Source organism: Variovorax sp. V15, from assembly GCF_041154425.1.
Classification (GTDB): Bacteria; Pseudomonadota; Gammaproteobacteria; order Burkholderiales; family Burkholderiaceae_C; genus Variovorax; species Variovorax guangxiensis.
Genome location: NZ_AP028659.1, coordinates 2,365,972 through 2,392,559 on the forward strand (window position 1 = coordinate 2,365,972; position 26,588 = coordinate 2,392,559).

The window sequence follows — 26,588 nt, forward strand, 5'->3', positions numbered from 1 at the left end:
TGCCGTCCGCCCGCTAGGGCCCTCTTCAGCGACACATGTGGTTTCAGCCCCTTGCAGGACCGGGGCCGGGCCAGGCGAGGCGGCGGAACTCCGCGCGCAGGGTCGAAAGCGAATCGGGCGTACCCGGCGCATAGCGCTGCGCCTCGAGCTTGAGCAGCCAGTCGCGCACCGATTGCGCTGCGGGGCCGAAGCGTGCGTCGGCGGCCTGCGCCATCTGCCGGGGCGGCGCGGTGTCGGGCAGATTGAGCCCGGCCTTGGCCAGGCGCGCGCGGGCCTGGCCCAGCAGGCGCAGCCACGGGTCGTGCCGGCTGCGCTCCCACAGCGTCCAGCCGGCACCGGCCAGGCTCGCGGCCACCAGCAGGTACAGCAGCACGTAGCCCAGGTCCTCGATGCTCGGCGCATCGAAGCCGATGTTCTTCAGCAGGTTGAGCTGCCGGCTCTGCGTGTAGTTGAGCACCCACTGGTTCCAGCCGTTGTTCACCGCCTCCCACACGGCGCGCAGGTTCTGCGCGAGGGTGGGGCTCATCGAGCCGATGGCGCCGGCGATCAGGCCCGGCTGCGGGGTGAGCCGCTGGAACTGGCCGATGCGCCCCGGCGCGACGGAGCCCGTCGGGTCCACGCGCATCCAGCCGGAGCCTTCCTGCCAGACCTCGGCCCAGGCGTGGGCATCGCTCTGGCGCACGATCCAGTAGTTGTCGACGCTGTTGAGCTCGCCGCCCTGGTAGCCGGTGACGATGCGCGACGGAACGCCCAGGTTGCGCATCAGCACCACGAAGGCCGAGGCGATGTGCTCGCAGAAGCCTTCCTTGCGGTCGAACCAGAACTCGTCGGCCGTGTCGTTGCCGTAGATGCCCGGCTCCAGCGTGTAGCTGTAGCCACCGGTGCGCAGCCGGCGCAGCGCGGCCTGCACGAAGGCCTGCGTGTCGGCCTGGGCCAGCGCTGGCTCTGCACGCATCTCGGCCGCCAGTGCCGCGGTGCGCGGGTTGGTGCCCGGCGGCAGCGTGAGGTAGGCCTGAAGCTGGCCGCCGGTGCGCTTGAGCGGGCCGCTCTGGAACTGCGTGTAGCTCTCGGCGCTGTAGCGCACGAGGTCGTTGATGGGGCGGCTGGCGAACCACTGCAGGTCGGGCGTGCCGCTGACCTCGAAGCCGGGCACCTCCGGCGGCCTCTGGGCGACGTCGAGCGTCAGCAGCCAGGGGCGGTTGCTGGCTTCGAGCGTCACTTCATAGCGAACCGGCGAGCCGCTCACGCGCAGGTTGGAAGCCCACTGCGAGCCGCGCGCCCACGATGGCAGCGCGGTCCACTCGCGGCCGTCGAACTGCGCCAGCACCGGGCCGCGGAAGTACATCTGGCTCTGCGGCGGCGTGCGGCCTTCCTCGAACTTGATGCGCGCTGCGATGCGGTCGTCGAGCGCCAGTTCGGCGATGGTGCCCACGCGCATGGTGTTCGACAGGCCGCTGCGCCCCATCATCGCGTCGCTGGGCATGCCCCACAGCGGCGCGAAGCGCGGGAACAGTAGGAACAGCGCGAGCATGATCGGCGCGCCCGCCAGCGCCATCCACCCGGCGGTGCGCGCGGCCTGCATCAGCGGCGGCCGGCCCACGGGCATGTGCGCGTTGACCAGCGCGGTCAGCAGGCCCAGCAGCGCCAGCAGCATGGTGAAGGCCGTCAGCAGCGACTGCGAGTAGAAGAAGTTCGTGAGCATCGCGAAGAAGCCCAGGAAGAAGACGACGAAGGCATCGCGCCGCGCGCGCAGCTCCAGTGTCTTGAGCGCGAGCAGGCTCACGATCAGCGTGACGCCCGCGTCGCGGCCCAGCAGCGTGCGGTGGGTGGCGTAGGTGGCGCCCAATATCAGCGCCAGCAGGGCGAGGCGCCACCACCGGCCGGGAAGCGGACGCGCCTGCACGGCCAGCGAGGCGCGCCACAGCAGCACCATCGCGGTGAGGGACGAGCACCACCACGGCAGGTTCTCGATCTGCGGCAGCAGGATCAGGCCGATCACGCAGAGAAGAAAAAGGGTGTCCCGTGCGTCGCGCGGCAGCGAGGCGAGTTCGCGCATCACTCTGTTCATGCGGCGCTTCCGTTCAGCAAAGGGCCAGGGCCTCGAGGCAGGCCCGGCGGTGGGCCTCGCCCTGGGAGGGCTTCACGACCCGGCCGGCCACCCGCAGGCCGTAGTCGACGCCCAGGCGGTCGGCCATCAGCACCCAGGCGCACAGGCGCGAGAGTCGGCCTTCGGTGTCGGCGAGGCCGGTGGCCTGCGCATCGAGCCAGAGCTCCTCGCGCTGGGCCTGCTGGGTATCGCGGCTGACCAGGTCTTCGGAGCCGGTCGCCTGCGCGCGCGCGGCCTTCTTCCAGACCACGAGCTTGAGCGGATCGCCGCGGCGGTAGGCGCGCACGCCGTCGTATTCGCCGGCGCTGTGGGCGCGCATCGAGGCGGTCAGCGCGGCCGGCCCAGAAAGGGGCTCGCCGGGAGGCAGCGGCGGCGGGTGCGCCTCGGGCGTGGGGTAGACCAGCATCTGCGCGGCCGGCCGCCAGACCGTCCACACACGGAAGGTGCCGAGCGGAAAGCGCGTTTCGGCCGTGAGCGGCGGCACCGGGTGCAGTCCGCGCCGCTCGGGCTGGAAGGCGATCTCGACGGTGGACGTGCCTTCGGCCGGCACGTCGGTCCAGGCCCATTGCCCGCTGCCGCGCACCGCCATGCCGATGCCGTAGCGCACGCGCCGCCTTGTGTTGTGGAGCACCACCCGGAAGACGGCAGCGGCGCCTGCGTAGTGCGCCTCTGGCTGGACCATGTGCATCGCCAGCCCGCGCAGCGTGCCGTGGCACACGTGCATGCCCACGGCCACGCTGCCGGCCAGAAGAAAGGTCAGCAGGTAGCCCAGGTTGAGCTGGTAGTTGATCGAGGCGATCAGCAGCACCAGCAGCGTCGCCCCCAGCGTCCAGCCGGCCCGCGTGGGCAGGATGTAGACGTTGCGCTGGGTGAGTTCCAGCGTGTCGGAGGGCGCGCGGCGCGACAGGAACCAGCCGTCGATGCGCGCGCGAAGGGCGCCTGCAGGGTTCACGGCAAGGGCACGGCGGCGATCATGGCGCGCACCTGTTCGACGGCGCCCCGTCCGGCGTCGCCCACGGGCGTAAGGCGGTGGGCGATGGTCTGCGGCAGCACGGCCTGCACGTCGTCGGGCGCGACGTAGTTGCGGTTGGCCAGCAGCGCCTGCGCCTTGGCCGCGCGCAGCACCGCGATGCCGGCACGCGGCGACAGGCCCTGCAGGAACCATCGGCCCGAGCGGGTGGCCGCGATCAGGTCCTGCACGTAGTTGAGCAGCGCGTCGGCCGCGTGCACCTGCTGCACGCGCTGCTGCAGCGCGGTGAGCTCGCCGGCGGTCAGCATCGCGGGCAGGGTGGCCAGCATCTCGCGGCGGTCGATGCCCGCGAGCAGCTGGCGCTCGGCGGCGCGGTCGGGGTAGCCGAGCGAGATGCGCATCAGGAAGCGGTCGAGCTGCGACTCGGGCAGTGCGAAGGTGCCGAGCTGGTCCTGCGGGTTCTGGGTGGCGATCACGAAGAAGGGCGAGGGCAGGGGGCGGGTTTCGCCCTCGACGGTGACCTGTTTCTCTTCCATGGCCTCCAGCAGCGCGCTCTGGGTCTTGGGGCTGGCGCGGTTGATTTCGTCAGCCAGCAGCACCTGCGCGAAGATCGGCCCGGGGTGGAAGGTGAAGGCCTGCTGGCCCCGGTCGTAGATCGCCACGCCCGAAAGGTCGCCCGGCATCAGGTCGGCGGTGAACTGCACGCGGGAGAACTGCAGCCCGAAGGTGTGCGAGAGCGCGTGGGCGAGGGTGGTCTTGCCCACGCCCGGCACGTCCTCGATCAGCAGGTGGCCGCCCGCCAGCAGGCAGGCCACGCAGTCGCGAACCTGGGCCTCTTTGCCCACGATCACCGTGTTAAGCTGAGTTAACAAAGTGGCTAGCTTTGCGGCAACGTCCATATTTGTATCCATATGCAAACGATACCGTAAGACCCGCCGGCCCCATGCTGCGTGAGGTCTAGACGTGGCGATAGAGACACATGGGCAAGACAGGCTACTTCACACACCGGGACTTCTGGAAGCACGACATGGGCGCAGGGCATCCCGAGTGCCCCGGCCGGCTCGATGCCATCGAGGACCGCCTCCTGCTCACCGGCGTGGGCGACGCGCTGGAGCACCGCGAGGTGCCGCTGGCCACGCTGGAGCAACTCACCCGGGCGCACAGCGCGGAGCACGTCGAGTTCCTGGAGGCCCTGCACCAGCGCCTCGTGGCCGACGAGCCCGCCGGCGGCCCCGACCACGCGCAGGTCGACCCCGACACCACGCTCACCCGCTTCACCCTGCTGGCCGCGCGCCGTGCGGCCGGCGCCGCGATCGCCGCGACCGACGCCGTGATCGCGGGCGACCTGGAAAACGCTTTCTGCTCGGTGCGCCCGCCCGGCCACCATGCCTGCCGGGAGCAGGCGATGGGCTTCTGCTTCTTCAACAACGTCGCCATTGCCGCGCGGCACGCCATCGAGGCGCACGGCATCGAGCGCGTGGCCATCGTCGATTTCGACGTGCACCACGGCAACGGCACCGAGGACATTCTTTCCAACGACCCGCGCGTGCTGATGGTCGGCTTCTTCCAGCATCCGTTCTACCCCTACAGCGGCACCAGCCACCCGGCGCCGAACATGCTCAACCTGCCGATCCCGGCGTACACCCGGGGCATGGACGTGCGCGAGATGATCGAGGCGACCTGGATGCCGCGGCTGGAAGAGTTCAAGCCGCAGATGATCTTCGTCAGCGCCGGCTTCGATGCGCACCGCGAGGACGACCTGGGCCAGCTGGGCCTCAACGAGAACGACTTCGCCTGGATCACGGGCCGCATACACGATGTTGCCAGGCGCCATTCCAAGGGCCGTATCGTCTCGATGCTCGAAGGCGGCTACAACCTCGACGCGCTGGCGCGCAGCGTGGAAGCCCACATCCGCGTGCTGGCGGCGCTGTGACGCAGCGGGCGCTGTCGGCGCCCGTTTCTTCTCTCAATAGATGAATTTCAACGACTTCCTCCAACGGCTGAACCAGGTCGACGCGCGCGGCCTGGGCATCGAACTGGTCGCGCTGGTGGCCTGCGTGGCGCTGGCCTGGGCGATCTGCAAGTGGTTCGGCCGCGACCAGCCGAAAGACTCGATCTGGTTCGGCGAGAGCACCTTCGACGGCCTGCTGTTCCCGCTGCTGGCGCTGGTGTTCACCGACCTGGCCCGGCGAGCGGCGCTCGACTTCCAGACCGTGCTGGTGCTGCGCATCGCGGTGCCGGTGTTCCTGTCGCTGGCGGTCATCCGGCTGTTCGCGCGAGTGCTCAGGGCGGTGTTTCCGGCCTCCAACCTCGTCAGGCTGATCGAGCGCACCATCTCCTGGCTGGCCTGGATTGCGGCGGTGCTCTGGATCGTGGGGCTGCTGCCGCCGGTGCTGGCCGAGCTCGACGACATCACGCTCGCCTTTGGCAAGACGCGGGTGAGCCTTCAGACCATCTTCCAGGGCGTGCTGTCGGCGGGCGTGGTGCTGATGATCTCGCTGTGGATCTCCAGCACCATCGAGAAGCGCATCCTGCGCGAGGCGGTTTCCGACCTTTCGATGCGCAAGGTGGCCTCGAACGCGGTGCGCGCCTTCCTGCTGCTGGTGGGCCTGCTGTTCGCGCTCTCGGCGGTGGGGGTGGATCTCACGGCGCTTTCGGTGCTGGGCGGCGCGCTCGGCGTGGGCCTGGGCTTCGGCCTGCAGAAGCTGGCGGCCAACTACGTGAGCGGCTTCGTGATCCTGCTGGAGCGCTCCATCCGCATCGGCGACAACGTGAAGGTCGACACCTTCGAGGGCCGCATCACCGACATCAAGACCCGCTACACGCTGATCCGCGCGGGCAACGGGCGCGAGGCCATCGTGCCGAACGAGTCGCTGATCACCAGCCGGGTCGAGAACCTCTCGCTGGCGGACCGCAAGTTCAACATCACGACCACCATCGTGGTCGGCTACGACAGCGACGTGGCGCAGGTGCAGTCCATCCTCTGCGAGGCCGCCAAGGCCCAGCCGCGCGTGATGACCGACCCGGCACCAGTGGCCTTTCTCATGAACTTCGCGCCCGACGGGCTGGAGTTCACGCTCAACTTCTGGGTGGCCGACCCCGACAAGGGCAAGGACAACCTGCGCTCGGCGATCAACATCGCGATCCTCGACGGGCTGCGCGGGGCGGGGATCGACATTCCGTATCCGCAGCGGGTGGTGCGGGTGGAGTCTTTGCCGGCCGGGACGGAGCCCGTGGCCGTGCCCACGGAAAAATAGCCGTCCTCGGGGGCGCTAACTGAGCGTGCCCAGCACCTCGTCCAGCCGCTCGACCAGCAGGTCGGCATGCTCGCGCGTGAACACCAGGGGAGGCCTGATCTTCAGCACGTTGCCCTGCGGCCCGGTCGCGCTCAGCAGCACCTGCCGCTGCCGCAGCCCGTTGACCACCTTGGCCGCCTGCGCGGTGGCCGGCGCGCGCGTGGCGCGGTCGGTCACGAGTTCCAGGCCGATGAAGAGCCCGGCGCCGCGCGCTTCGCCGACGAGTGCATGGCGCTGGCCGAGCGCGGCCAGGCGCTCGCGCAGGTAGTTGCCGACCTGCAGTGCGTTGTCCTGCAGGCCGTTGCGCTGAATCACGTCGAGCACGGCCGAGGCCGCGGCCATCGAGACGGGGTTGCCGCCGAAGGTGTTGAAGTAACGGCTGGCCTGGCCGAAGGCCTTCATGACCTCGGGGCGCACCGCCAGGCCGGCGACGGGGTGGCCGTTGCCCATGGGCTTGCCCATGGTCACGATGTCGGGTACCACGCCGTGGCGCATGAAGCCCCAGAAGGCCTCGCCGGTGCGGCCGAAGCCGGGCTGTACCTCGTCGGCGATGAACACGCCGCCCGCGGCGTGGATCGCCTCCACCGCTTCGCGCAGGAAGCCGGTCGGGGCGGTGAACACACCGTCGCTGGAGAACACCGTGTCCACGAGCAGCGCGGCGGGCGCGATGCCGTGCGCCTTGAGGTCGCCCACGGCCGCGCGCACGCCGTTGGCGAAGCGCTGGCCCGTCGTGGCATCTCCGCCCTCGGGCGCATCCACCAGCCGCACGTGCTCGCCCACGCGCACGTACTGGCCCAGCGAGGGCGAGGCGCAGGCGAGGGCCGAGGTCACGCCGTGGTACGCGAAGCGCGTGACGATCAGGCCGGTGTTGCCGGTGTGCGCCGTGGCGATGCGCATGGCGAGGTCGTTGGCCTCGCTGCCGGTACAGGTGAAGGTGGCGTGGCCGAGCTCGGGCGGCATGGTGGCGAGCAGGCGTTCGGCGTAGTCGAGGATGCCTTCGTGCAGGTAGCGCGTGTGGGTGTTGAGCACCGATGCCTGTCGTGCGATGGCCTCGACCACCTCGGGCCGCGCATGGCCCAGCGGGACCACGTTGTTGTAGGCGTCGAGCCAGGGCGTGCCGGCGGCGTCGTAGAGCCAGACGCCTTCGCCGCGCACGGGGTGGAAGGGCTCGTCGTAGAAGAGCCTGTAGGCCGGCCCGAGCAGGCGGGCGCGGCGTTCCAGCAGCTCGGCGGTGGGTTTCTCAGTCATGGATGGGTTCCGTGGGTTACGAGGTTTCAGCGGCGCGGTAGGCTGTGCGGATGGCGTCCTGCACCTGTTCGGGCGTCAGCGCGGCGCAGGCCTGCAGCCGCGCCCAGGAGACGGCGTTGTTGCGCATGAGGTAAGGGGCGTTGTCGGGCTGGCGCGCCGCGCGCCAGCCGCTGATGGCGACCACCATCGCCAGCCGCGCGCGCACGAGGTCGAGCAGGGCGTGGGTCTCGCCATCGGTCAGCGGCGAGACGGCGTGGTAGTCGGCCGCGAAGCGCGCGATCGTGGCGAGTGCGTCGCCCTGTTCGTCGATGTGGTACGAGGTGGCGACGGCCAGGTCGTCCACGAGCGGCGCATGCACCATGTCGCCGAAGTCGAGGATGCCCGCCACGCGCGCCGGCTCGTCCGTATCGACCAGCAGGTTGTAGAGGTTGAAGTCGTTGTGGATGGGCTGGCGGCGAAGCGCGGGCAACGTGGGCTTGGTGCGCTGCACGAAGCCGTCGAGCGCGGTCTCGGCCAGCGCGCGGCGGGCGGGGTCGGCCACGTGCACCAGCAGTGCGCGCACGCGGTCGGCGCGCTGGATGTCCCAGGGCAGTTCGCGCGCGCCGGCAGGGTGCTCGAAGCTGGCCAGCGCCAGGTCCAGCCGCGCCAGCATGCGGGCCACGCTGCTGCGCTGCGCCGCCGAGCGTGGCGCCTGCGGCATGGGCAGGCCTTCGAGGTAGCTGAAGAGGCGCGCCACGCGCGTGCGGCCCTCGGCGTCTTCGATCTGCACCGAGGCTGCGCCGGAACGGTCGGGCAGCAGGCGCTGCACCGGCAGGCCGGGGTCCGTGCGCGCGAGGTGCAGCAGCGCCTGTGTCTGGAAGTCGGCGACCAGCGGATCTTCGTCGGGGTGCGAGAGCTTGAGCATGCAGCGCGCGCCGCCGCCTTCCGGCTCCAGCAGGAAGTTGGCATCGCGCTCGCCCGTGAGCGGCTTGAGGCTGCCCTGCATTCCGTAGAGGCGCCGCAGCAGGTCCGCCGCCCAGTCCGTCTCAACGGGTGCGGGCGGCGCAGTCAGCACCGCCGCTTCGGGCAGGGCAGCGCGGATGGCGGCGTCGAGGTCGTGCGTCATCAGGCCGCCTTCTCGAAGCCGCCTAGCGCGCTGGCGAGGTTGAGGCCCAGGTCCTCCGACAGGTAGCCGCCTTCCTGCACCAGCACCGTGGGCAGCCCCAGGCGCGCGATCTCGCCGAGGATGCGGGCGAAGCCCGCGGTGCTCACGGCCAGCGCCTGGTAGGGATCGTTCTCGTGTGCGTCCAGGCCCATGGCCACGACCAGCGCGCCGGGGGCAAAGGCGCGGATGGTCGCGTGCGCGGTCGCCAGCGCGGCCAGGAAGCCCTCGTCCTGCGTGCCGCGCGCCAGCGGCAGGTTCAGGTTGTAGCCCAGGCCTTCGCCTTCGCCGGTCTCGTGCGCATGGCCGGTGAAGAAGGGCGTGCAGAAATGCGGGTCGCCGTGCAGAGAGACGGTCAGCACGTCCTTGCGGCGCCAGAAGATGCCCTGCGTGCCGTTGCCGTGGTGCACGTCGATGTCGAGGATGGCCACGCGGTCGTGCCTGCTGCGCAGGTGCTGCGCCGCGATGGCCGCGTTGTTGAGGTAGGTGAAGCCGTTGGCACGGTCGGCATAGGCATGGTGGCCGGGCGGCCGGCACAGCGCGTAGGCCGCGCGCTCGCCGTCCAGCACGAGCTGCGCGGCATGCGTGGCCACGTGCGCCGACCAGGTCGCGGCATGCCAGGTGTGGCGACCGATGGAGCAGGCCATGTCGCCCATGTGGTAGCCGGCCTGGCCGACCAGGCTGTCGGGGTAGGTGAAGGGCTGGCCCGGAAACGGGTGGACGTTGGGCATGACCTCCTCGGAGGCGCCCTCGAGCTGCTGCCAGCGCTCCCAGGCGGTCTCCAGGAAGCGCAGGTACTGCGGCGTGTGGATCGCCGCGCGCGGGCCGGGCCCGTGGTCCTCGGGCGCGACGATGTCGTGGCCCTGCGCACGCGCGGCGTTCAGCAGCAGGGTGCCCCGTTCGGGCTGCTCGTTGCTGCGCTTCATGCGCCCGCGCACGATGAACTGCTGCGGATCGTGGCCGGTGTGCTGGTCGCTGTAGATGACTTTCATGTCGGGCTTTCAGTATTGGGGTTCGACGGTCCAGCTGATGGGAATCTCGGCGACGCTGGCCGAGGCCGGCAGCTCGAGCACCGTCCGTGCGATGCGGGCCACGTCCTCGGGCCGCGTGGCCTGCCGCTGCTGCTCGGGCGGCAGGGCGGCCGCCATGTCGGTGGCGACGAAGCCCGGGCACAACGCGGTGCAGCGCACGCGCGATTCGGCGCCGCAATGCCGGATGCCGTGCGCCAGCGACAGCACCGCCGCCTTGCTCAGCGCGTAGAGCGAGGCATCGGCCGTGCGCACGCGCTTGGCCGCGAGCGAGGCCATCACCAGCACCTTGCCTTCGTCGGCCGCCAGCAGATGCGGCCAGGCCTTGCGCGTGAGCCGCAGCGGCGACTTGACGTTGACTTCCAGCAGCCGGTCGACCTCCGCGTCGTCCGCATCGATGACCGAGCGCGTGCTGAGGATGCCGGCGTTGTGCACCAGCGCGTCGATGCCGCCGAAGTCGCGCACGGTCGCGGCAACCCAGTCGGTCTCGCTGCGCGCGTCCTCGGCATCGAAGCGGTAGGCGCGCACCCGCGCCGGGTCGTGGCCGTCGAAGGCATCGGTGGCGCTGCGCGTGCCCACACTCACGCGCCAGCCGTGCGCGAGCAGTTCGCGCACGATGGCAAGGCCGATGCCGCGGTTGCCTCCGCTGACCATGGCGACGCGGGGCAGCGCGCTCATCTCAGGGTTTGGTGAAGAGGCCGCGCACGTGGTCCTTGGCGGTCTCGAGGTGGTAGCGCAGCGCGTGCTCGACGGCGCCGACGTCGCGCGCCATCATCGCCTTGGCGATCGGCCTGTGCGTCTCGGCCAGCGCCTTCAGGTCGCCGTAGCTGTCCTCGCTGAGCGCGAGGAACATGCGCACCTCGGTCTGCATGTTGTCGAACAGCCGGTGCAGGTAGTGGTTGCCCGACAGCGCGCTGATCGCGAAGTGGAAGTCCAGGTCGAGCGCCACCCGCTCGGGCGACGACAGGATCTCGGCGCGCGCCACCATGTCGTCCACGCGCGCGTCGAGCTGGGCCAGCTCGGCATCGGTGGCGTGCGTGCAGGCCAGGGAGGCGCCCAGCAGTTCGAGCTGGATGCGCACCTCGTACAGGTCGTTGACCTGCTTGGGCGAAACCGTGCGCACCGCGAAGCCATGGCGCGGACGCGAGATCAGCAGCCCCAGGCTTTCGAGACGGCGTGCGGCTTCGCGCACGGGCGCGCGGCTCACGCCCATCTGCCGGGCCAGCTCGGCCTCGACGATGCGCTCGCCGGGCGCGATGCGGCCCGACAGGATGGCTTGCTGCAGTTGCGCCTCCACCACGCCGACCAGGTCGGGCACCTGGATCGACGAGAAGGCGGGAGGGGTGGCGGCTTCGGCCCGGCTGGTGGTCATCTGAGTTCCTTGTCTCAATCTCTTGTGCGTATCATGCCGGCCGCCTTGGGCTGCCGCCGCCCGCGCGCGCCAGGTACACGCCTGCCACGGCGATCAGTGCCATGCCCGCCAGGGCGACGGCATCGGGCGGGCGCTGGAACCACAGCGTGCTGATGAGTACGGCCAGCAGCAGCTGCACGTAGTTCAGCGGTGCCAGCGTGGCTGCGCCCACGCGGCGGAACGCGGCCAGCAGCAACAGCTGCGCGCAACCGCTGACAGCACCGCCAGCGACCAGCAGCGCCATCTCGGGCCAGGGCGGCAGCGTGACGTGCGGCATGAACAGCACCGGCAGGTTCGTGACGACCAGGCAGGCCAGCGCCATGTGCGCGAACTGCACGGGCGCCGGCACCAGCCCCGAGAGCCGCCGCGTGAGCACCTGGAAGAGCGCATAGCAGACGGCCGACACCGCCATCAGCAGCGTGCCCGCCAGCGGCAGGCTGCCGCCCGGCCGCACGATGCACAGCATGCCGACGAAGCCCAGCAGCACGGCAGTCCACTGCGCGCGGCCCACGCGTTCCCCGAGCAGCCATGGCGACAGCGCGACCATGATCAGCGGGGCGGTGAAGTAGATGGCCGTGGCCTCCGCCAGCGGCATGGTGACGAGCGCCGTCATGAAGCAGGCGGCCACGATGGCCAGTGCCACGCTGCGCGCGGCCAGCAGCTTCTGGTGCGGCTGGCGCCACAGCCGCAGGTCGCCGTGGCGCAGCAGAAGCACAAGCGCGATGGCGCCGATCGCGCTGTAGCGGCCCAGGTTGACGACGGCCGGCGCATGCGTGGCCACCATCTGCTTGGCGAAGGCGTCGTACGCCGCGAACAGCACCAGCGCGCAGAGGAAGAGCGCGATGCCCGCGCCCGCGCTGTTGCTGCCCTGGTCGGCACGCGCGAGTGAAACGGAGGCGGGGGCTGTGCTCATGCCGCCCGCTGCGACAGCATCGCCCACGCAAGCAGGTCGCCGCCCGGCGTCGAAACGCTCACGCGCGCAGCCCCTCCAGAAACGCATCGAGCGCGGCGCCGATGGCCCCGACCATGTAGCCGCCTTCCTGCACCACCACCGTTGGCAGGCCCAACGCGCGCACGCGTTCGCCCGCGAGGCGGAAGGCCGCCATGTCGAACTTGAGCACGCTGATCGGGTCGTCCTTGTAGGTGTCGAAGCCCAGCGGCAGCACCAGCGCCTGCGGCTGGAAGCGTTCGATGGCGGCGGTGGCCTGGTCCAGCGCCTGCGCGAACTCTGCGTTGCCGCTGCCGTGCGCGAGCGGCAGGTTGAGGTTGAAGCCTTCGCCTTCGCCGGTGCCGCGCTCACGCGCGTAGCCCGTGTACCAGGGGTAGTAGCCGGCCGGGTCGGCGTGCGTGGAAATTGTCAGCACGTCGCCGCGCTCGTAGAAGATCTGCTGGGTGCCGTCACCGTGGTGGGCGTCGATGTCGAGCACGGCCACGCGCGCATGGCGCCGTCGCAGCGTGGCGGCCGCGATGGCGCTGTTGTTCACGTAGCAGAAGCCTGCCGCGCGCGCACGCTGCGCATGGTGGCCCGAAGGGCGGCACAGGGCGTAGGCAATGGGGCCGCCGTCGAGCACCGCCTCGGCCGCCGCCAGCGCGGCATGTGCCGAGCGCAGGACGGAGCGCCAGGTGTTCGGGCCGATGGGGCATGACAGGTCGCCGACGTACCAGCCCGTCTGCGCCAGCACCGAGGGCGAAGGGCAGGGCCCTACGCGCGGTCCGTGCGGCGACATGTTGGGCAGCACCTCGATGCCCGGCTCCAGCCCGAAGCTCTCGACCTTCCGCCAGCGCTCGAACGCGGTCTCCAGGTAGTCGAGGTAGTCCGTGCTGTGCACCTGCTCCAGCGCGGCGCGCCCGGCGTCCGGCGGCGCACTGACCGCGATGCCCCGTGCGGCCAGCGTTGCCATCAAGGCCTCGGCGCGCGTGGGCAGGTCGGCGGGCTTGCAGATGCGGCCCACGCGCATGTACTGCTGTGGATCGTGCAGCAACTGGTCGTCGCTGAAGAAGGCTTGCATGTCAGTACTCCTTCTCGAAGCGGTCCATGGCGCGCGCCAGGCGCGCGAACAGGTCGTCCAGCTCGGCTCGCGTGATGATCAGCGGCGGGCACAGGCCGATGCTGTCGCCCATGGCGCGCACGATCAGGCCTTCTTCCAGCGCCAGCGCCGCGAAGCGGTATCCGGCCTTGCGGTCGGCGGCGAAGGGCGTGCGCGCGGCCTTGTCGGCCATGAGCTCGATGGCGCCGATCAGGCCCACGCCGCGCACGTTGCCCACCCAGGGCCGCTCGGCGAAGGCGCGCAGCCCGGCCTGGAACGCGGGGGCGAGTTCGCGGACATGGTCGAGGATGCGCTCGTCCTCGTAGACCTTCAGCGTCTCCAACGCCACCGCGCAGGCGACGGGATGGCCCGAGTAGGTGTAGCCGTGTCCGAAGCTGCCGAGCTTGCCGCTGTTGGCGGCGATGGCGCTGTGCACCTTCTCGTTGACCATGACCGCCGAGATCGGCACATAGCCCGAGGACAGCGCCTTGGCGCAGCTCAGGATGTCGGGCTGGATGCCGAAGGTGGTGGAGCCGAACATGTTGCCCGTGCGGCCGAAGCCGCAGATGACCTCGTCGGCGATCATGAGCACGCCGTACTTGCGCAGCACGGCCTGCACCTTCTCGAAGTAGCCTGCCGGCGGCACCAGCACGCCACCCGCGCCCATCACCGGCTCGGCGATGAAGGCGGCCACGGTCTCCGGGCCCTCGGCCAGGATGGTCTGCTCCAGCTGCTGCGCGAGGCGGCTGGAGAAGTCTTGCTCCGTCTCGCCGGGTTCGGCATAGCGGTAGTGGTGCGGACAGTCCACGTGCAGGAAGCGCGCAGGGGCAGTGGCGATGGGCAGGTCGAAGTCGCGGTGGTTGCCGTCGAGCCCGCCCATGCTGGCGGCGGCCACGGTCACGCCGTGGTACGCGTTGCGCCGAGCGATGATCTTCTTGCGTTGCGGCTGGCCGATGGCGTTGTGGTAGTACCAGACCATCTTCACCGCGCTGTCGTTGGCCTCGGAGCCCGAGTTGGCGAAGAACACGCGTGCCATGGGTGATGGCGCCAGCGCCAGCAGCCGCTCGGCCAGGTCAGCCACCGCCACGTTCGTGCGCTGGTTGAAGGTGTGGTAGTAGGGCAGGGTGTCCAGTGCCTTCGCGCCTGCCGCGGCCAGGCGCTTGTTGGAGAAGCCCAGCGATGCGCACCACAGACCCGACATGGCCTCCAGGTAGCGCTTGCCCTGCTCGTCGACGACGTGGATGCCGTCGCCTTCGACGATGACCAGCGGCGGTGTCTGCGGCAGCGCCGCCAGGTTGGTGTACGAATGCAGGTGGGTGGCGACGTCCTTGTCGCCGGTGCCGAGGGGTTCTGCCATGGGGTTCCTCTTTGAATGTCGGGCGCTGAAAGAAGGCGGCTACAGGCTCGCCAGGTTGTCGTGGGTCTGCCGCGCGATGGCCTCGGGCCGGGTGCGCGTCGCGATGTGCGGCGTGACGATGATGCGCGGATGGCTCCAGAAGGGGTGGGCCGCCGGCAGCGGCTCCTCGACGAAGGCGTCCAGCACGGCCGAGGCGATCTGGCCGCTCTGCAGCGCGGCCAGCAGGTCGTCCTGCACGAGGTGGGCGCCACGGCCGGCGTTGACGAGGCGCGCGCCGCGCGGCAGCTGCGCGAACAGCGACGCATCGAGGATGCCGCGCGTGTCGTCGGTCAGCGGCAGCAGACAGACCAGGGTGTCGCAGCCGGCCAGGAACTCGGCGCGCGCCGCATCGCCGTGGAAGGCCTCGATGCCCTCGGGCAGATCGCCCTTGGGGCTGCGGCTCCAGCCGCGCACCCGGTAGCCGATGGCATGCAGCGCGCGCGCGGCCGACTGCCCAAGCACGCCCAGGCCCGCGATGCCCACGCGGTGCCGGCCCGGTGGCTCGATGGGCGCTTCCTCCCAAGCCGCGCGGCGCTGGCTCTCGAGATAGGAGCCCATGTGGCGCTGGCCGTGTACCACGGCCCAAGCCACGTAGGCATTCATGCCGTCGGCCATGTCGGGGTCGACGATGCGGCGCACCGGCACATCGGGAAGCGCCGGGTCGCGCGTGATGTGGTCGGTACCCGCTCCCACCGACTGCACCAGCCGCAGGCGCGGCATGCGCGCGAGCAGCCCCGGCGGCGGCGACCAGCAGACCACGGCTTCGATCTCGCCGAGCGCGTCCAGCTCCTGCACCTCGGTGTCGATGCGGTGCAGCCGCGCCTGCGGAAAGCGTTCGCGGAAGGCGGGCTGCAGGTAGCCCATGGCGATCTGGTCCGAGACCAGCGCGATGTCGAGCGTCATGCGGCCACCGCCTGTTCCGCGGCCGCTGCCGAGAGCCTCGGCTGCGCCTCGATCAGCGTGCGCGTGTACGCATGCTGCGGGTTCGCCAGCACCCTGGCGGTCTCGCCGTATTCGACGATCTCGCCGCGCTGCATCACGGCGATGTGGTCGCACATCTCGCCGGCCACCCGCAGGTCGTGCGTGATGAACACCATGGCCAGCTGGAAGCGCTCGCGCACCTCGGCGAACAGCTTCAGCACCTGCGCCTGCACCGACACGTCGAGCGCCGAGACCGGCTCGTCGGCCACCAGCAGCTGCGGCTCCATGGCCAAGGCGCGCGCGATGCCGATGCGCTGGCGCTGGCCGCCGGAGAACTCGTGCGGAAAGCGCTCCGCCGCGTCGGGCTTGAGGCCCACCAGCTCCAGCAGCTCCATCGCACGGGCCATGGCCTGTGCCTTGGGCACGCCCTGGGCGATGGGGCCGGCCGCAATGGCCGGGCCGATGCGGTGGCGCGGATTCAGCGATGCATACGGGTCCTGGAACACCATCTGGATCTTTCCTTGCGACTGCGCCCGGAACTGAGCGCCCGACTGCAGCGTGCGACCCTTGAACAGCACACGGCCGCTGTCGAACGGCGCGAGACCCACGATGCAGCGGCCCACGGTCGACTTGCCCGAGCCGGATTCGCCGACCAGCCCCAGCGTCTCGCCGCGGCGCAGCTCGAACGACAGGCCCTTGGCCGCCTCCACCCGGCGGCCCTTGCTGAACAGGCCGCCGCCGGTCACGTAGGTCTTGCGCAACTCCTGCACCTGCAGCACGTGCTCGATGGGGCGCTGCTCGGAAGGCGCGCGCACCTGGCCGTTCGGAATGGCCGCGATGAGCTTGCGCGTGTAGGCATGCTGCGGCCGGGCCAGCACGGCAGTTGCCGGACCGGCTTCGACCACCTCACCCGTCTGCATCACGACCACCTCGTCGGCGATCTCGGAGACCACGCCGAAGTCGTGCGTGATGAACAGCACCGCCGTGCCCTTGCGCTGCTGCAGCTCGCGGATGAGCTTCAGGATCTGCGCCTGCGTGGTCACGTCGAGTGCGGTGGTGGGTTCGTCGCAGATCAGCAGCGCCGGCTCTAGCACCAGCGCGCAGGCGATCATCACGCGCTGGCGCTGCCCGCCGGACAGGCGGAACGGATAGCTGTCGATCAGCACCTCGGGCTCGGGCAGGCCGACGTCGGCCAGCGCCGCAAGGATGCGCTGGCGCTTCTGCGCGGCCGACAGCTTCACGTGGGCGTCGAACACCTCGGCGATCTGCTCGCCGATGCGCATGACCGGGTTCAGCGCCGTCATCGGCTCCTGGAACACCATGCCGATGCGCCGGCCGCGCAGCGTGCGAAGCTGTGCCTCGTCGAGCTGCAGCAGGTCCTGGCCGTCGAAGAGGATGCGGCCGGCCACGGGCTCCACGTGCGGCCGCGGCAGCAGGCCCATGATGGCGTTGGCGATCATCGACTTGCCGGAGCCCGATTCGCCGACCACGCACAGCGTCTGGCCCGGCAGCAACTGCAGCGAAGCGCCGCGCACCGCCAGTTCGCGGTCGGCCCCCTGGGGCAGGCGGATGTCCAGGCCCTGGACGTCGAGCACGGGAAGTACGAGCTTTTCCATTTTCATTTGCCCCTCCCGTCGGCGCGCGCGTTGAGGCCGTCGTTCAGGCCTTCGCCGACCAGGTTCAGCGCGAGCACCGTGAGCAGGATGGCCACGCCCGGGAACACCGCCATCCACCAGGCCTGGCGCAGCACCGTGCGCGCCGAGCCGACCATATAGCCCCAGCTCATCTGGTTCGGGTCGCCCAGGCCAAGGAAGCTCAGGCTGGACTCCAGCAGGATGGCCGTGGCCACCATCAGCGAGGCCATCACCACGATGGGCGAGGCGGCGTTGGGCAGGATCTGCGTGAGGATGATGCGCGGAGTCGACTGGCCCGCCAGCTGGGCCGCCGCCACGAAGTCGCGCTGGCGCAGCGTCAGGAACTCGCTGCGCACCAGCCGCGCCACCGGCGGCCACGACACGATCGCGATGGCCGTGACGATCGACTGCACCGAGGGCTGGAAGATGGCCACCAGCACGATGGCCAGCGCGAAGCTCGGGATGGCCTGGAACAGCTCGGTGAAGCGCATCAGCGTGGCGTCGATCCAGCCGCCGAAGTAGCCCGAGACGGCGCCGATGCTCACGCCGATCAGCAGCGAGACCACGGTGGAGACCACGCCGATCAGCAGCGAGACGCGCGCGCCGGTGACGATGCCCGAGAGGATGTCGCGGCCCGTGGTGTCGGTGCCCAGCAGCAGGCCCTGTTCAGCCATGGGCGCCGCGAAGGGCGTGCCGACCATGTCCCAGGGGTTGTTCTGCGCGACGAACGGGCCCAGGGCCGTGACCAGCGCCACCAGCATCAGCACGATCAGGCCGAAGACCGCGCCCTTGTTGCGGCTGAAGCGCCGCCAGAATTTGCTTTTCATGAAGGGCTCCTTGGCTCAGCTCAGCTCGATGCGGGGATCGACGAGCGTGTAGACGAAGTCGGTGATCAGGTTGAACAGCACGGCCATGGCCGCGGTGAACAGGAAGCAGCCGAGCAGCAGGTTGTAGTCGCGCTGCAGCAGCGCGTCGAACATGAGCCGGCCGATGCCGGGCCAGGCGAACACCGTCTCGGTGAGCACGGCGCCGCCGATCATTCCGCCGGCCTGGATGCCCGCGAGCGTGACCACCGGCAGCAGCGCGTTGCGCAGGATGTGCTTGCGCTGGATGCGCCCGGGCGCCACGCCCTTGGCGCGCGCGGTCTTCACGAAATCCATCTGCGCGACTTCCAGCATGGAGGCGCGCGTCATGCGCGCATAGACCGCCATGTAGAACAGCGCCAGCGTAAGCGAAGGCAGGATCAGGTGCTTGGCGACGTCCAGCGCCTTGTCGATGCCCGTGAGGTCCGCGCCCACGGTGAAGAAGCCGAAGGCGGGCAGCAGGTCGAGCTGCACCGTGAAGAGCAGCACCGCCATCATCGCCAGCCAGTAGAGAGGCGTTGCGTAGAACACCAGCGCGACCACGGTGATGAGGCTGTCCTGCCACTTGCCCGCGTTGCGGCTCGCCAGCGCGCCCAGCACGATGCCGAACAGCAGCGAGAGCCCGAAGGCCGTGCCCGTCAGCAGCAGCGTGGCGGGCAGGCGCTGCAGGATCAGGTCGACCACGGGCTGCTGCTGGCGGTAGGAGAAGCCCAGGTCGAGCTTGAGCACGTGACCCAGGTAGTTGCCGAGCTGCACGGGCAGCGGCTGGTCGAGGCCGAACTGCTGGCGCAGCTGGGCCACGAACTGCGCGTCGGACGCGCCGGCCTCGCCGGCCATGACGGACACCGGATCGCCCGGCGCCGCGCGAACCAGCAGGAAGTTGACGGTGGCGATCACCAGCAGGGCCATCAGGCCCTGCAGCAGCCGCACGGACATGAACTGCAGTCGTTTCATGGCAAGCTCGATTCGGGCATGCGGTGGCCCGGCCCATCAGGTCGGCATGGCCCGGCGCCGCACGCGGGGGAGGGAGGTCAGGCCAGCTTGACGCGGCCCAGGCTGTCGTTCAGGCCGATGCCGGAGGACACCACGTTCTGGATCTTGGTGCGGTACAGCGTCGGGAAGTTGATCTCGTGCAGCCAGGCCACGGGAACCTCGTCGACCAGCAGCTTCTGCACTTCCAGGTAGATCGCGCGGCGCTTGGCCGGGTCGCTCTCGCGCGCACCGGCGGCGAACAGCTCGTCGACCTTGGGGTTGGAGTAGCCGGCCACGTTGTTGAAGGGCGAGCCCTTGGCGATGTTGTCGCTGGTGTAGTTGCGTGCCACGCCGAGCGCCGGGTCGCCGTACTGGTAGACGTAGGTGAAGGCCAGGTCGAAGTCCCACTCGCTGTTGCGCTGGTTCCAGCCGGCCACGTCGGTGGCGACCATCTCGATCTTGATGCCGGCCTGCGTGAGGTTCTGGCGCACGATCTCGGCCTGGCGCTGCCACGATTCGCCGTAGGGCAGCGGCAGCAGGCGCAGCGTCTCGCCCTTGTAGCCCGATTCGGACAGCAGCTTCTTAGCCTTGGCGAGGTCGCGCGGGTACTTGGTCACCTCGTCGCTGGCGTAGGCGATGTGGCTGTTGAACGGGCCGGTGGCCGGCTTGGCGTAGCCGTACCAGGCGACCTTGGCCATGGCCTCGCGGTCGATGGCGGTCCACACGGCCTGGCGGAACTTCACGTTGTTCATGGGCGCCGTGCGGTTGTTCATCCACAGCCAGCTGTGCGGTGCGAAGAACTCCCAGCCTTTGGTGGTCACGGCCGCGCCCGGCAGCTTGGCCAGGCGGCCCACGTCGAAGTACTCCACCGTGCCGCCCGGGGCGATGTCGACCTTGCCCGACTCGAAAGCCGCGGCGCGCGCGGCCGCGTCGGGGATGACGTGGAAATACACGCTCTCCACGCTCACGACGCCGGGCTGGTGGTAGTTCTCGTTGGCCACGAGATTGATGTAGGACCCCTTGACCCATTCCTTGAACTTGAGCGGTCCCGTGCCGATCGGCGTGGCGTTGGCGGGGTTGGTCGCGAAGTCGGTGCCTTCGTAGATGTGCTTGGGCACCATCGGCATGGTGCCGTTCTCGAAGATGCCCATGAAGGGGCCGAAGGGCTGCTTGAGCTTGAACTCCACGGTGAGCGGGTCGAGCGCCTTGATCGATTCCACCTGCGCCAGACTGGCGCGGAAGCGCGCGTGCGTCTTGCGCAGGAACACGTCGCACGAGAACACCACGTCGTCGGCGGTGAAGGGCTTGCCGTCGTGCCACTTGACGTTGGGCTTGAGCTTGAAGACGTAGGTCTTGCTGTCCGCGCTCACGGTCCACGAAGTGGCGAGCTGCGGCTGGGGCTCGAGCTTCTCGTTGTAGCGCAGCAGGCCTTCGTAGATGTTGCCGGCGATCAGCTGAGTGGGGCCGTTCTGCACGATGCCCATCATCAGGCCGGGCGGCTCGGGCTGCACAAGCACGTTGACGACACCCTTCCTGGCCTGCGCCAGGCTGTGCAGGGGCACCCCGGCGATGGACAGGCCTAGGGCGGCGGAGCCGGCTTGGATCAGGTTGCGGCGTTTCATCGGAGCGGACCTTTCGAAGTGGGTAGGGCAGTGAAGAACGGGTGAATCTCAGTCGCGGAAGGAGGCCGGGCTGGCCGGGGCCAGGCGCTGAAGGAGCGCGCGCCATTCGCGGGCGTAGGGGTCGTGCGGTGCGGAGGCGAGGCGGTTGGTGTCGCCGCTTTCGTACTGGCGCGCGGTCAGCTCGCAGACCTCCTCGGGCACCGGGTGCACGGCCTGGCCGGTGCCCTGGATGGCGACCTGCACGCGGCAGGCGCGCTCCAGGTTGTGCATGAGGATGAAGGCCTCTGCCACGCTGCGGCCCAGCGTGATCAGCCCGTGGTTGCGCAGGATCAGTGCGCGCGAATTCGGGCCGAGGTCGGCGACCAGGCGCTCGCGCTCCTCGTGGTTGAGCGCGATCCCCTCGAACTCGTGGTACGTCACGCGGTTGTGGAACTGCAGCGCCCACTGGTTGCACGGCTGCAGCCCGCCGGCCAGCGAGGACACGGCGACACCGGCCACGGTATGGGTGTGCAGCACGCAGACGGCGTCATGGCGCGCGGCATGCACGGCGCTGTGGATCGTGAAGCCGGCCGGGTTCACGTCGTATTCGGAGGGCTCGACGATGTTGCCGTCCAGGTCGATCTTCACGAGCGAGGACGCCGTGATGTCGCGAAACAGCATGCCGAAGGGGTTGATCAGGAACTGGTCCGTGGTGCCGGGCACGCGGGCGGAGATGTGGGTGTAGATGCTGTCGTCCATCCCGTAGAGGGCGACGAGCCGGTAGGCGGCTGCGAGGTCCTGCCGGAGCTGGCGCTCCGCGGATGCCATGGGAGGGAGGGCGCCGCCGCGTACGTCCGGGATGCTTCGTTCTGCTGTTTCCATTGAATCTCCGAAGATCGACTGTCATCTGTCGACAGTATTCATCTTGCAGTTTGCGTGCCAGCCCAGATATCGGCGAAAACCCGCAAATTGGCTGCAGTTGGCGTTTCAGCCGGCCTCGCATGCACCGCGAGCGGGCACGCCTGTCGATTTGCGTGCAAGCCATGCAGCTTGATGGCGCGAATGCGCCCGCCCCGGCGGCCCCACGAATATCTTTGTCGCCCTAAAGGCTCAGTGCTCCGGCGCTGCTTTATAATCACGAAAAAGCACGATCGTTCTTTTTTGTGGCCAGCGCCGACGGGAAGAATGGAGAGGCGGCAAAGGTCGCGCCCTAGAATGACCGGTTTGCCCTCGAAGCCCCCTTTTTGCAATCCAATGGAGTCAAGTCAATGAAGGTTCTTGTGCCTGTCAAACGGGTCGTCGATTACAACGTGAAGGTGCGCGTGAAGAGCGACGGCACCGGAGTGGACATTGCCAACGTCAAGATGAGCATGAACCCCTTCGACGAGATCGCCGTTGAAGAAGCGGTTCGGCTGAAGGAAAAGGGCGTGGTCACCGAAGTCATCGCCGTCTCCTGCGGCGACGCCAAGAGCCAGGAGACCCTGCGCACCGCCATGGCCATCGGCGCCGACCGCGGCATCCTGGTGGAAACCACCGAAGAACTGCAGCCCCTGGCTGTCGCCAAGCTGCTGAAGGCGCTGGTCGACAAGGAACAGCCCTCGCTCATCATCCTCGGCAAGCAGGCCATCGACGACGATGCGAACCAGACCGGCCAGATGCTGGCTGCGCTGGCCGATCTGCCCCAGGCTACCTTCGCTTCCAAGGTCGAAGTCGCAGGCGACAAGGCCACGGTGACCCGTGAAGTCGACGGCGGCCTGGAGACCGTGGCGCTGACGCTGCCTGCGGTCATCACCACCGACCTGCGCCTGAACGAGCCGCGCTACGTGACGCTGCCGAACATCATGAAGGCCAAGAAGAAACAGCTCGACACGGTCAAGCCCGAAGAACTGGGCGTGGACGTGAAGCCGCGCCTGAAGACCCTGAAGGTCGCCGAGCCGCCGAAGCGTGGCGCTGGCATCAAGGTGCCTGATGTTGCAACGCTGGTGGACAAACTGAAGAACGAAGCGAAGGTGATCTGAACATGACCGCACTTGTTATTGCCGAACACGACCACGCCAGCATCAAGCCGGCCACCCTCAACACCGTGACCGCAGCACTGGCCTGCGGCGGCGACGTCCACGTGCTCGTGGCCGGCGCCAATGCAGCCGAAGCGGCCAAGGCAGCGGCACAGATCGCAGGCGTTTCGAAGGTCATCGCGGCCGACAGCCCGAGCCTTGCTGAAAACCTCGCCGAGAACGTCGCAGCCCAAGTGCTGGCCATTGCCGGCAGCTACAGCCACATCCTCTTCCCCTCGACCGCCAACGGCAAGAACGTCGCGCCGCGCGTGGCCGCCAAGCTCGATGTGGCGCAGATCAGCGACATCACGGCCGTGGTGAGCGCAGACACCTTCGAGCGCCCGATCTATGCGGGCAACGCGATTGCCACCGTGCAGAGCAGCGATGCGACCAAGGTCATCACCGTTCGCACGACCGGCTTCGACGCGGCAGCCGCCACGGGTGGCAGTGCAGCCGTCGAATCGGCAGCAGGCGTGGCGGACAGCGGCAAAAGCAGCTTCGTGGGCCGTGAAGTCACCAAGAGCGAGCGCCCCGAACTGACGGCCGCCAAGATCATCGTCTCGGGCGGCCGCGCCCTGGGCAGCGCCGAGAAATTCACCGAGGTGATGGCCCCCCTGGCCGACAAGCTCAACGCCGGCCTCGGCGCGAGCCGTGCAGCCGTCGACGCGGGCTACGCCCCGAACGACTGGCAAGTGGGCCAGACGGGCAAGATCGTCGCGCCGCAGCTGTACATCGCAGCGGGTATCTCGGGCGCGATCCAGCACTTGGCCGGCATGAAGGACTCGAAGGTGATCGTGGCGATCAACAAGGACGAAGAGGCGCCGATCTTCTCGGTGGCCGACTACGGCCTCGTCGCCGACCTGTTCACGGCCGTGCCGGAACTGGTGAAGGCGCTCTGATCGCATCGCTGCACTGAGCCAGAGGGCATCGTTCGCGATGCCCTTTTCGTATCCGCTGTATCTGGAGACATGACATGAGCTACACAGCCCCCATCAAGGACATGCTGTTCGACATCGAGCACCTGGCCAACATCGGCGAGATCGCGAAGCTGCCGGGCTTCGAGGATGCCGGCCTCGAAACCGCGCAGGCCGTGCTCGAAGAGTGCGCGCGCTTCAACCAGGACGTGATCGCGCCCCTGAACGTGGCGGGCGACCGCAATCCCTCGTCGTTCAAGGATGGCGCCGTCACCACTACGCCGGGCTTCAAGGAAGCCTTCGCGCAGTACGTGGCGGGTGGGTGGCAGGGGCTGCAGCATCCGGCGGATTTCGGTGGCCAGGGCCTGCCCAAGACCATCGGCGCTGCTTGCGGCGAGATGCTCAACTCGGCCAACATGAGCTTCGCGCTGTGCCCGCTCTTGAGCGACGGCGCCATCGAGGCGCTGCTCACGGCCGGCTCCGACGAGCTCAAGGCCACGTACCTTGAGAAGCTCGTGAGCGGCCAGTGGACGGGCACGATGAACCTCACCGAGCCGCAGGCCGGCAGCGACCTCGCCATGGTGCGCAGCCGCGCCGAGCCGCAGCCCGATGGCACCTACAAGGTGTTCGGCACCAAGATCTTCATCACCTACGGCGAGCACGACATGGCGCAGAACATCGTGCACCTCGTGCTGGCCCGCGTGGCCGGTGCGCCCGAGGGCGTGAAGGGCATCAGCCTGTTCGTCGTGCCCAAGTTCCTCGTGAACAAGGATGGCTCGCTGGGCGAGCGCAACGACGTGCACTGCGTGAGCATCGAGCACAAGATGGGCATCAAGGCGTCGCCCACGGCCGTGCTGCAGTATGGCGACCACGGCGGTGCCATCGGCTATCTCGTCGGCCAGGAGAACCGCGGCCTCGAGTACATGTTCATCATGATGAACTCCGCCCGCTACGCCGTGGGCATGCAGGGCATCGCGATCGCCGAGCGCGCCTACCAGCACGCCGTGGCCTACGCGAAGGAGCGCGTGCAGAGCCGCCCGGTCGATGGCTCCATCAACGCCAGCGCGCCGATCATCCATCACCCCGACGTCAAGCGCATGCTGATGACGATGCGCGCCTATACCGAGGGCTGCCGCGCGATGTCCAGCGTGGCGGCTGCGGCCTACGACGCCGCGCACCATCACCCCGACGCGGACGCTCGCAAGCAGAACCAGGCCTTCTACGAATTCATGGTTCCGCTGGTGAAGGGCTACAGCACCGAGATGAGCCTCGAAGTGGCCTCGCTGGGCGTGCAAGTGCACGGCGGCATGGGCTTCATCGAGGAGACCGGTGCGGCGCAGTACTACCGTGACGCCAAGATCCTGACGATCTACGAAGGCACCACCGCCATCCAGGCCAACGACCTCGTGGGCCGCAAGACGGCGCGCGACGGCGGCCAGACGGCCAAGGCGATCGCCGCGCAGATCGAGAAGACCGAAGCCGAGCTGGCCCGGATCGACAACCCCGCTGCAGCGGCCGTGCTCAAGCGCCTGAAGGCTGCGCGCCAGGCCTTCGTCGAAGTCGTCGATTTCGTGGCCGGCCAGACCAAGGCCTCGCCCAACGCGGTGTTCGCGGGCAGCGTGCCCTACCTGATGCTCGCGGGCAACCTGGTGGCAGGCTGGCAGCTCGCGCGTTCGCTGATCATTGCGCAAGACCTTGCCTCGCGCAGCTTCGACACCGACTTCATGCTGGCGAAGATCGCCACCGCGCGCTTCTACGCCGAGCACATCCTCAACAAGGTGCCGGGCATCCGAGACAGCATCGTCGACGGTGCCGAGAGCGTAACGGCACTGGCGCTCGAGGCTTTCTGAAAACGGGCAGCCGAACGCAGAAGTCGCAAAGGTTACGCAGAAGTCGCAGAAGAAAAACCAGAATTTGTCTTCGGGTTCTTTTGCGACCTTTGCGTAGTTTTTGTCTTCCTTCTGCGTTCGGCTGCCCGATCCCGCATTCAACACAACTTTCAAGAGACAAGCATCATGTCGAAACTGCCCCCCGTCCTCGCGAACCTGCCGCTGCCGATCATCGGCTCGCCGCTGTTCATCATCAGCAACCCCAAGCTCGTGATCGCGCAATGCAAGGCGGGAGTGGTCGGCTCGATGCCGGCGCTCAATGCGCGCCCCGCCGCGCAGCTGGAAGACTGGCTCGCCGAGATCACCGAGGAACTGGCGGCCTACAACAAGGCCAACCCGGACAAGCCCGCCGCGCCGTTCGCCATCAACCAGATCGTGCACAAGAGCAATGACCGGCTCGAGCACGACATGGAGATGGTCGTGAAATACAAGGTGCCGATCGTCATCACCTCGCTGGGCGCGCGCACCGACGTGAACGAGGCAGTGCACAGCTACGGCGGCGTGACGCTGCACGACATCATCAACAACAAGTTCGCGCAGAAGGCGATCGAGAAGGGGGCCGACGGCATCATCGCCGTGGCGGCCGGCGCCGGCGGCCATGCGGGCACGAAGAGCCCGTTCGCGCTGGTGCAGGAAATCCGCCAGTGGTTCGACGGCCCGATCGCACTGTCGGGCTCCATCGCCACCGGCGGGGCGGTGCTGGCGGCACAGGCCATGGGCGCCGACTTCGCCTACATCGGCACGGCCTTCATCGCCACCGAGGAGGCGCGCGCGAGCGACGAGTACAAGCAGGCCATCGTCGATGGCACCTCCGACGACATCGTCTATTCGAGCCTCTTCACCGGCGTGCACGGCAACTACCTCGCGCCCAGCATCATCAAGGCCGGCATGGACCCGGCCAACCTGCCCGAAGGCGACGTGAAGACGATGAACTTCGGCGGCGGCGAAGGCAGCAAGGCCAAGGCCTGGAAGGACATCTGGGGTTCGGGCCAGGGCATCGGCGCCGTGACCGAGGTGGCCACCGCCGGCGCCTTCATCGAGAAGCTCAAGCGCGAATACACGGAGGCAAGGCAGCGGTTGGCGCTTTGACTGCCTTTGCCGACGGCGCCGCGCCCG

General features: G+C 68.9%; 23 protein-coding genes. 6 read left to right on the forward strand and 17 right to left on the reverse strand.

The features are described from left to right. Positions 1–43: 43 nt before the first annotated feature. The 3 genes from ACAM57_RS11140 to ACAM57_RS11150 are packed head-to-tail and all read right to left on the reverse strand — an operon-like array spanning position 44 to position 3,976. Positions 44–2,068, reverse strand: coding sequence for a transglutaminaseTgpA domain-containing protein (locus ACAM57_RS11140; RefSeq protein ID WP_369661678.1), 2,025 nt, complete (start codon positions 2,066–2,068; stop codon positions 44–46). A 13-nt stretch (positions 2,069–2,081) separates the two neighbouring features. Next, positions 2,082–3,059: a DUF58 domain-containing protein gene (locus tag ACAM57_RS11145; RefSeq protein ID WP_369661679.1), complete on the reverse strand. Its 978-nt coding sequence runs from the start codon at positions 3,057–3,059 to the stop codon at positions 2,082–2,084. Further along, positions 3,056–3,976, reverse strand: a complete 921-nt coding sequence (locus ACAM57_RS11150) for a MoxR family ATPase (RefSeq protein ID WP_184641244.1) — start codon at positions 3,974–3,976, stop codon at positions 3,056–3,058. The genes ACAM57_RS11145 and ACAM57_RS11150 overlap by 4 nt, the downstream gene beginning before the upstream one ends. 80 nt (positions 3,977–4,056) lie before the next feature. Between ACAM57_RS11150 and ACAM57_RS11155 the strand changes: the two genes are divergently transcribed. Together ACAM57_RS11155 and ACAM57_RS11160 are read left to right on the forward strand one after the other, a co-directional pair. Then, on the forward strand, positions 4,057–5,010 hold the full coding sequence (locus tag ACAM57_RS11155; protein ID WP_369661680.1) for a histone deacetylase family protein: 954 nt from the start codon (positions 4,057–4,059) through the stop codon (positions 5,008–5,010). Between the two features lie 40 nt (positions 5,011–5,050). Beyond that, complete coding sequence (locus tag ACAM57_RS11160) at positions 5,051–6,334, forward strand: mechanosensitive ion channel family protein (RefSeq protein ID WP_184641242.1); 1,284 nt, start codon at positions 5,051–5,053, stop codon at positions 6,332–6,334. 15 nt (positions 6,335–6,349) lie between these two features. Here ACAM57_RS11160 and ACAM57_RS11165 read toward each other — a convergent pair whose 3' ends face one another. The 14 genes from ACAM57_RS11165 to ACAM57_RS11230 form a co-directional block, all read right to left on the reverse strand. Beyond that, a complete protein-coding gene (locus tag ACAM57_RS11165; RefSeq protein ID WP_369661681.1) occupies positions 6,350–7,621 on the reverse strand; it encodes an aspartate aminotransferase family protein in 1,272 nt (423 codons plus the stop codon). Positions 7,622–7,637: 16 nt separating this feature from the next. Beyond that, positions 7,638–8,726 (reverse strand): phosphotransferase, encoded by a 1,089-nt coding sequence (locus ACAM57_RS11170; RefSeq protein WP_369661682.1) that lies wholly within the window; start codon positions 8,724–8,726, stop codon positions 7,638–7,640. Beyond that, a complete protein-coding gene (locus tag ACAM57_RS11175; RefSeq protein ID WP_184641239.1) occupies positions 8,726–9,754 on the reverse strand; it encodes a histone deacetylase family protein in 1,029 nt (342 codons plus the stop codon). The genes ACAM57_RS11170 and ACAM57_RS11175 overlap by 1 nt, the downstream gene beginning before the upstream one ends. Positions 9,755–9,763: 9 nt before the next feature. Continuing rightward, positions 9,764–10,468 (reverse strand): SDR family NAD(P)-dependent oxidoreductase, encoded by a 705-nt coding sequence (locus tag ACAM57_RS11180; protein WP_369661683.1) that lies wholly within the window; start codon positions 10,466–10,468, stop codon positions 9,764–9,766. A gap of 1 nt (position 10,469) precedes the next feature. After that, a complete protein-coding gene (locus ACAM57_RS11185; RefSeq protein WP_369661684.1) occupies positions 10,470–11,162 on the reverse strand; it encodes a GntR family transcriptional regulator in 693 nt (230 codons plus the stop codon). 31 nt (positions 11,163–11,193) lie between these two features. Then, positions 11,194–12,114: a DMT family transporter gene (locus tag ACAM57_RS11190; RefSeq protein ID WP_369661685.1), complete on the reverse strand. Its 921-nt coding sequence runs from the start codon at positions 12,112–12,114 to the stop codon at positions 11,194–11,196. A gap of 58 nt (positions 12,115–12,172) precedes the next feature. After that, positions 12,173–13,210, reverse strand: coding sequence for a histone deacetylase family protein (locus ACAM57_RS11195; protein ID WP_369661686.1), 1,038 nt, complete (start codon positions 13,208–13,210; stop codon positions 12,173–12,175). Position 13,211: 1 nt separating this feature from the next. Beyond that, a complete protein-coding gene (locus ACAM57_RS11200; protein ID WP_369661687.1) occupies positions 13,212–14,585 on the reverse strand; it encodes an aminotransferase in 1,374 nt (457 codons plus the stop codon). Between the two features lie 39 nt (positions 14,586–14,624). After that, positions 14,625–15,527: a 2-hydroxyacid dehydrogenase gene (locus tag ACAM57_RS11205; protein ID WP_369661688.1), complete on the reverse strand. Its 903-nt coding sequence runs from the start codon at positions 15,525–15,527 to the stop codon at positions 14,625–14,627. Then, positions 15,524–17,161, reverse strand: coding sequence for an ABC transporter ATP-binding protein (locus ACAM57_RS11210; RefSeq protein ID WP_369661689.1), 1,638 nt, complete (start codon positions 17,159–17,161; stop codon positions 15,524–15,526). Before ACAM57_RS11210 ends, ACAM57_RS11205 begins: the two co-directional genes overlap by 4 nt. A gap of 2 nt (positions 17,162–17,163) precedes the next feature. Continuing rightward, positions 17,164–18,006 carry an ABC transporter permease gene (locus ACAM57_RS11215; RefSeq protein WP_369661690.1) on the reverse strand — a complete coding sequence of 281 codons (843 nt, stop codon included), beginning with the start codon at positions 18,004–18,006 and terminating at the stop codon, positions 17,164–17,166. Positions 18,007–18,021: 15 nt separating this feature from the next. Beyond that, positions 18,022–18,996 carry an ABC transporter permease gene (locus ACAM57_RS11220; protein WP_369661691.1) on the reverse strand — a complete coding sequence of 325 codons (975 nt, stop codon included), beginning with the start codon at positions 18,994–18,996 and terminating at the stop codon, positions 18,022–18,024. A gap of 77 nt (positions 18,997–19,073) precedes the next feature. After that, complete coding sequence (locus tag ACAM57_RS11225; RefSeq protein ID WP_019656078.1) at positions 19,074–20,636, reverse strand: ABC transporter substrate-binding protein; 1,563 nt, start codon at positions 20,634–20,636, stop codon at positions 19,074–19,076. A 48-nt stretch (positions 20,637–20,684) separates the two neighbouring features. After that, the gene (locus ACAM57_RS11230; RefSeq protein ID WP_126021823.1) at positions 20,685–21,443 is read right to left on the reverse strand and encodes a class II aldolase/adducin family protein; all 759 of its coding nucleotides are present in this window, start codon (positions 21,441–21,443) and stop codon (positions 20,685–20,687) included. A 440-nt stretch (positions 21,444–21,883) separates the two neighbouring features. On the opposite strand from ACAM57_RS11230, the gene ACAM57_RS11235 reads away from it, so the two are divergent. From ACAM57_RS11235 to ACAM57_RS11250, 4 genes are all read left to right on the forward strand, one after another. Further along, the gene (locus ACAM57_RS11235; RefSeq protein ID WP_126021824.1) at positions 21,884–22,633 is read left to right on the forward strand and encodes an electron transfer flavoprotein subunit beta/FixA family protein; all 750 of its coding nucleotides are present in this window, start codon (positions 21,884–21,886) and stop codon (positions 22,631–22,633) included. Between the two features lie 2 nt (positions 22,634–22,635). Next, positions 22,636–23,568, forward strand: a complete 933-nt coding sequence (locus tag ACAM57_RS11240; protein WP_019656081.1) for an electron transfer flavoprotein subunit alpha/FixB family protein — start codon at positions 22,636–22,638, stop codon at positions 23,566–23,568. 74 nt (positions 23,569–23,642) lie between these two features. Further along, entirely contained in the window at positions 23,643–25,433 is a 1,791-nt protein-coding gene (locus tag ACAM57_RS11245) for an acyl-CoA dehydrogenase (protein ID WP_369661692.1), read from the forward strand. A gap of 165 nt (positions 25,434–25,598) precedes the next feature. Beyond that, positions 25,599–26,561 carry a nitronate monooxygenase family protein gene (locus ACAM57_RS11250; protein WP_126021827.1) on the forward strand — a complete coding sequence of 321 codons (963 nt, stop codon included), beginning with the start codon at positions 25,599–25,601 and terminating at the stop codon, positions 26,559–26,561. Positions 26,562–26,588 lie beyond the last annotated feature (27 nt).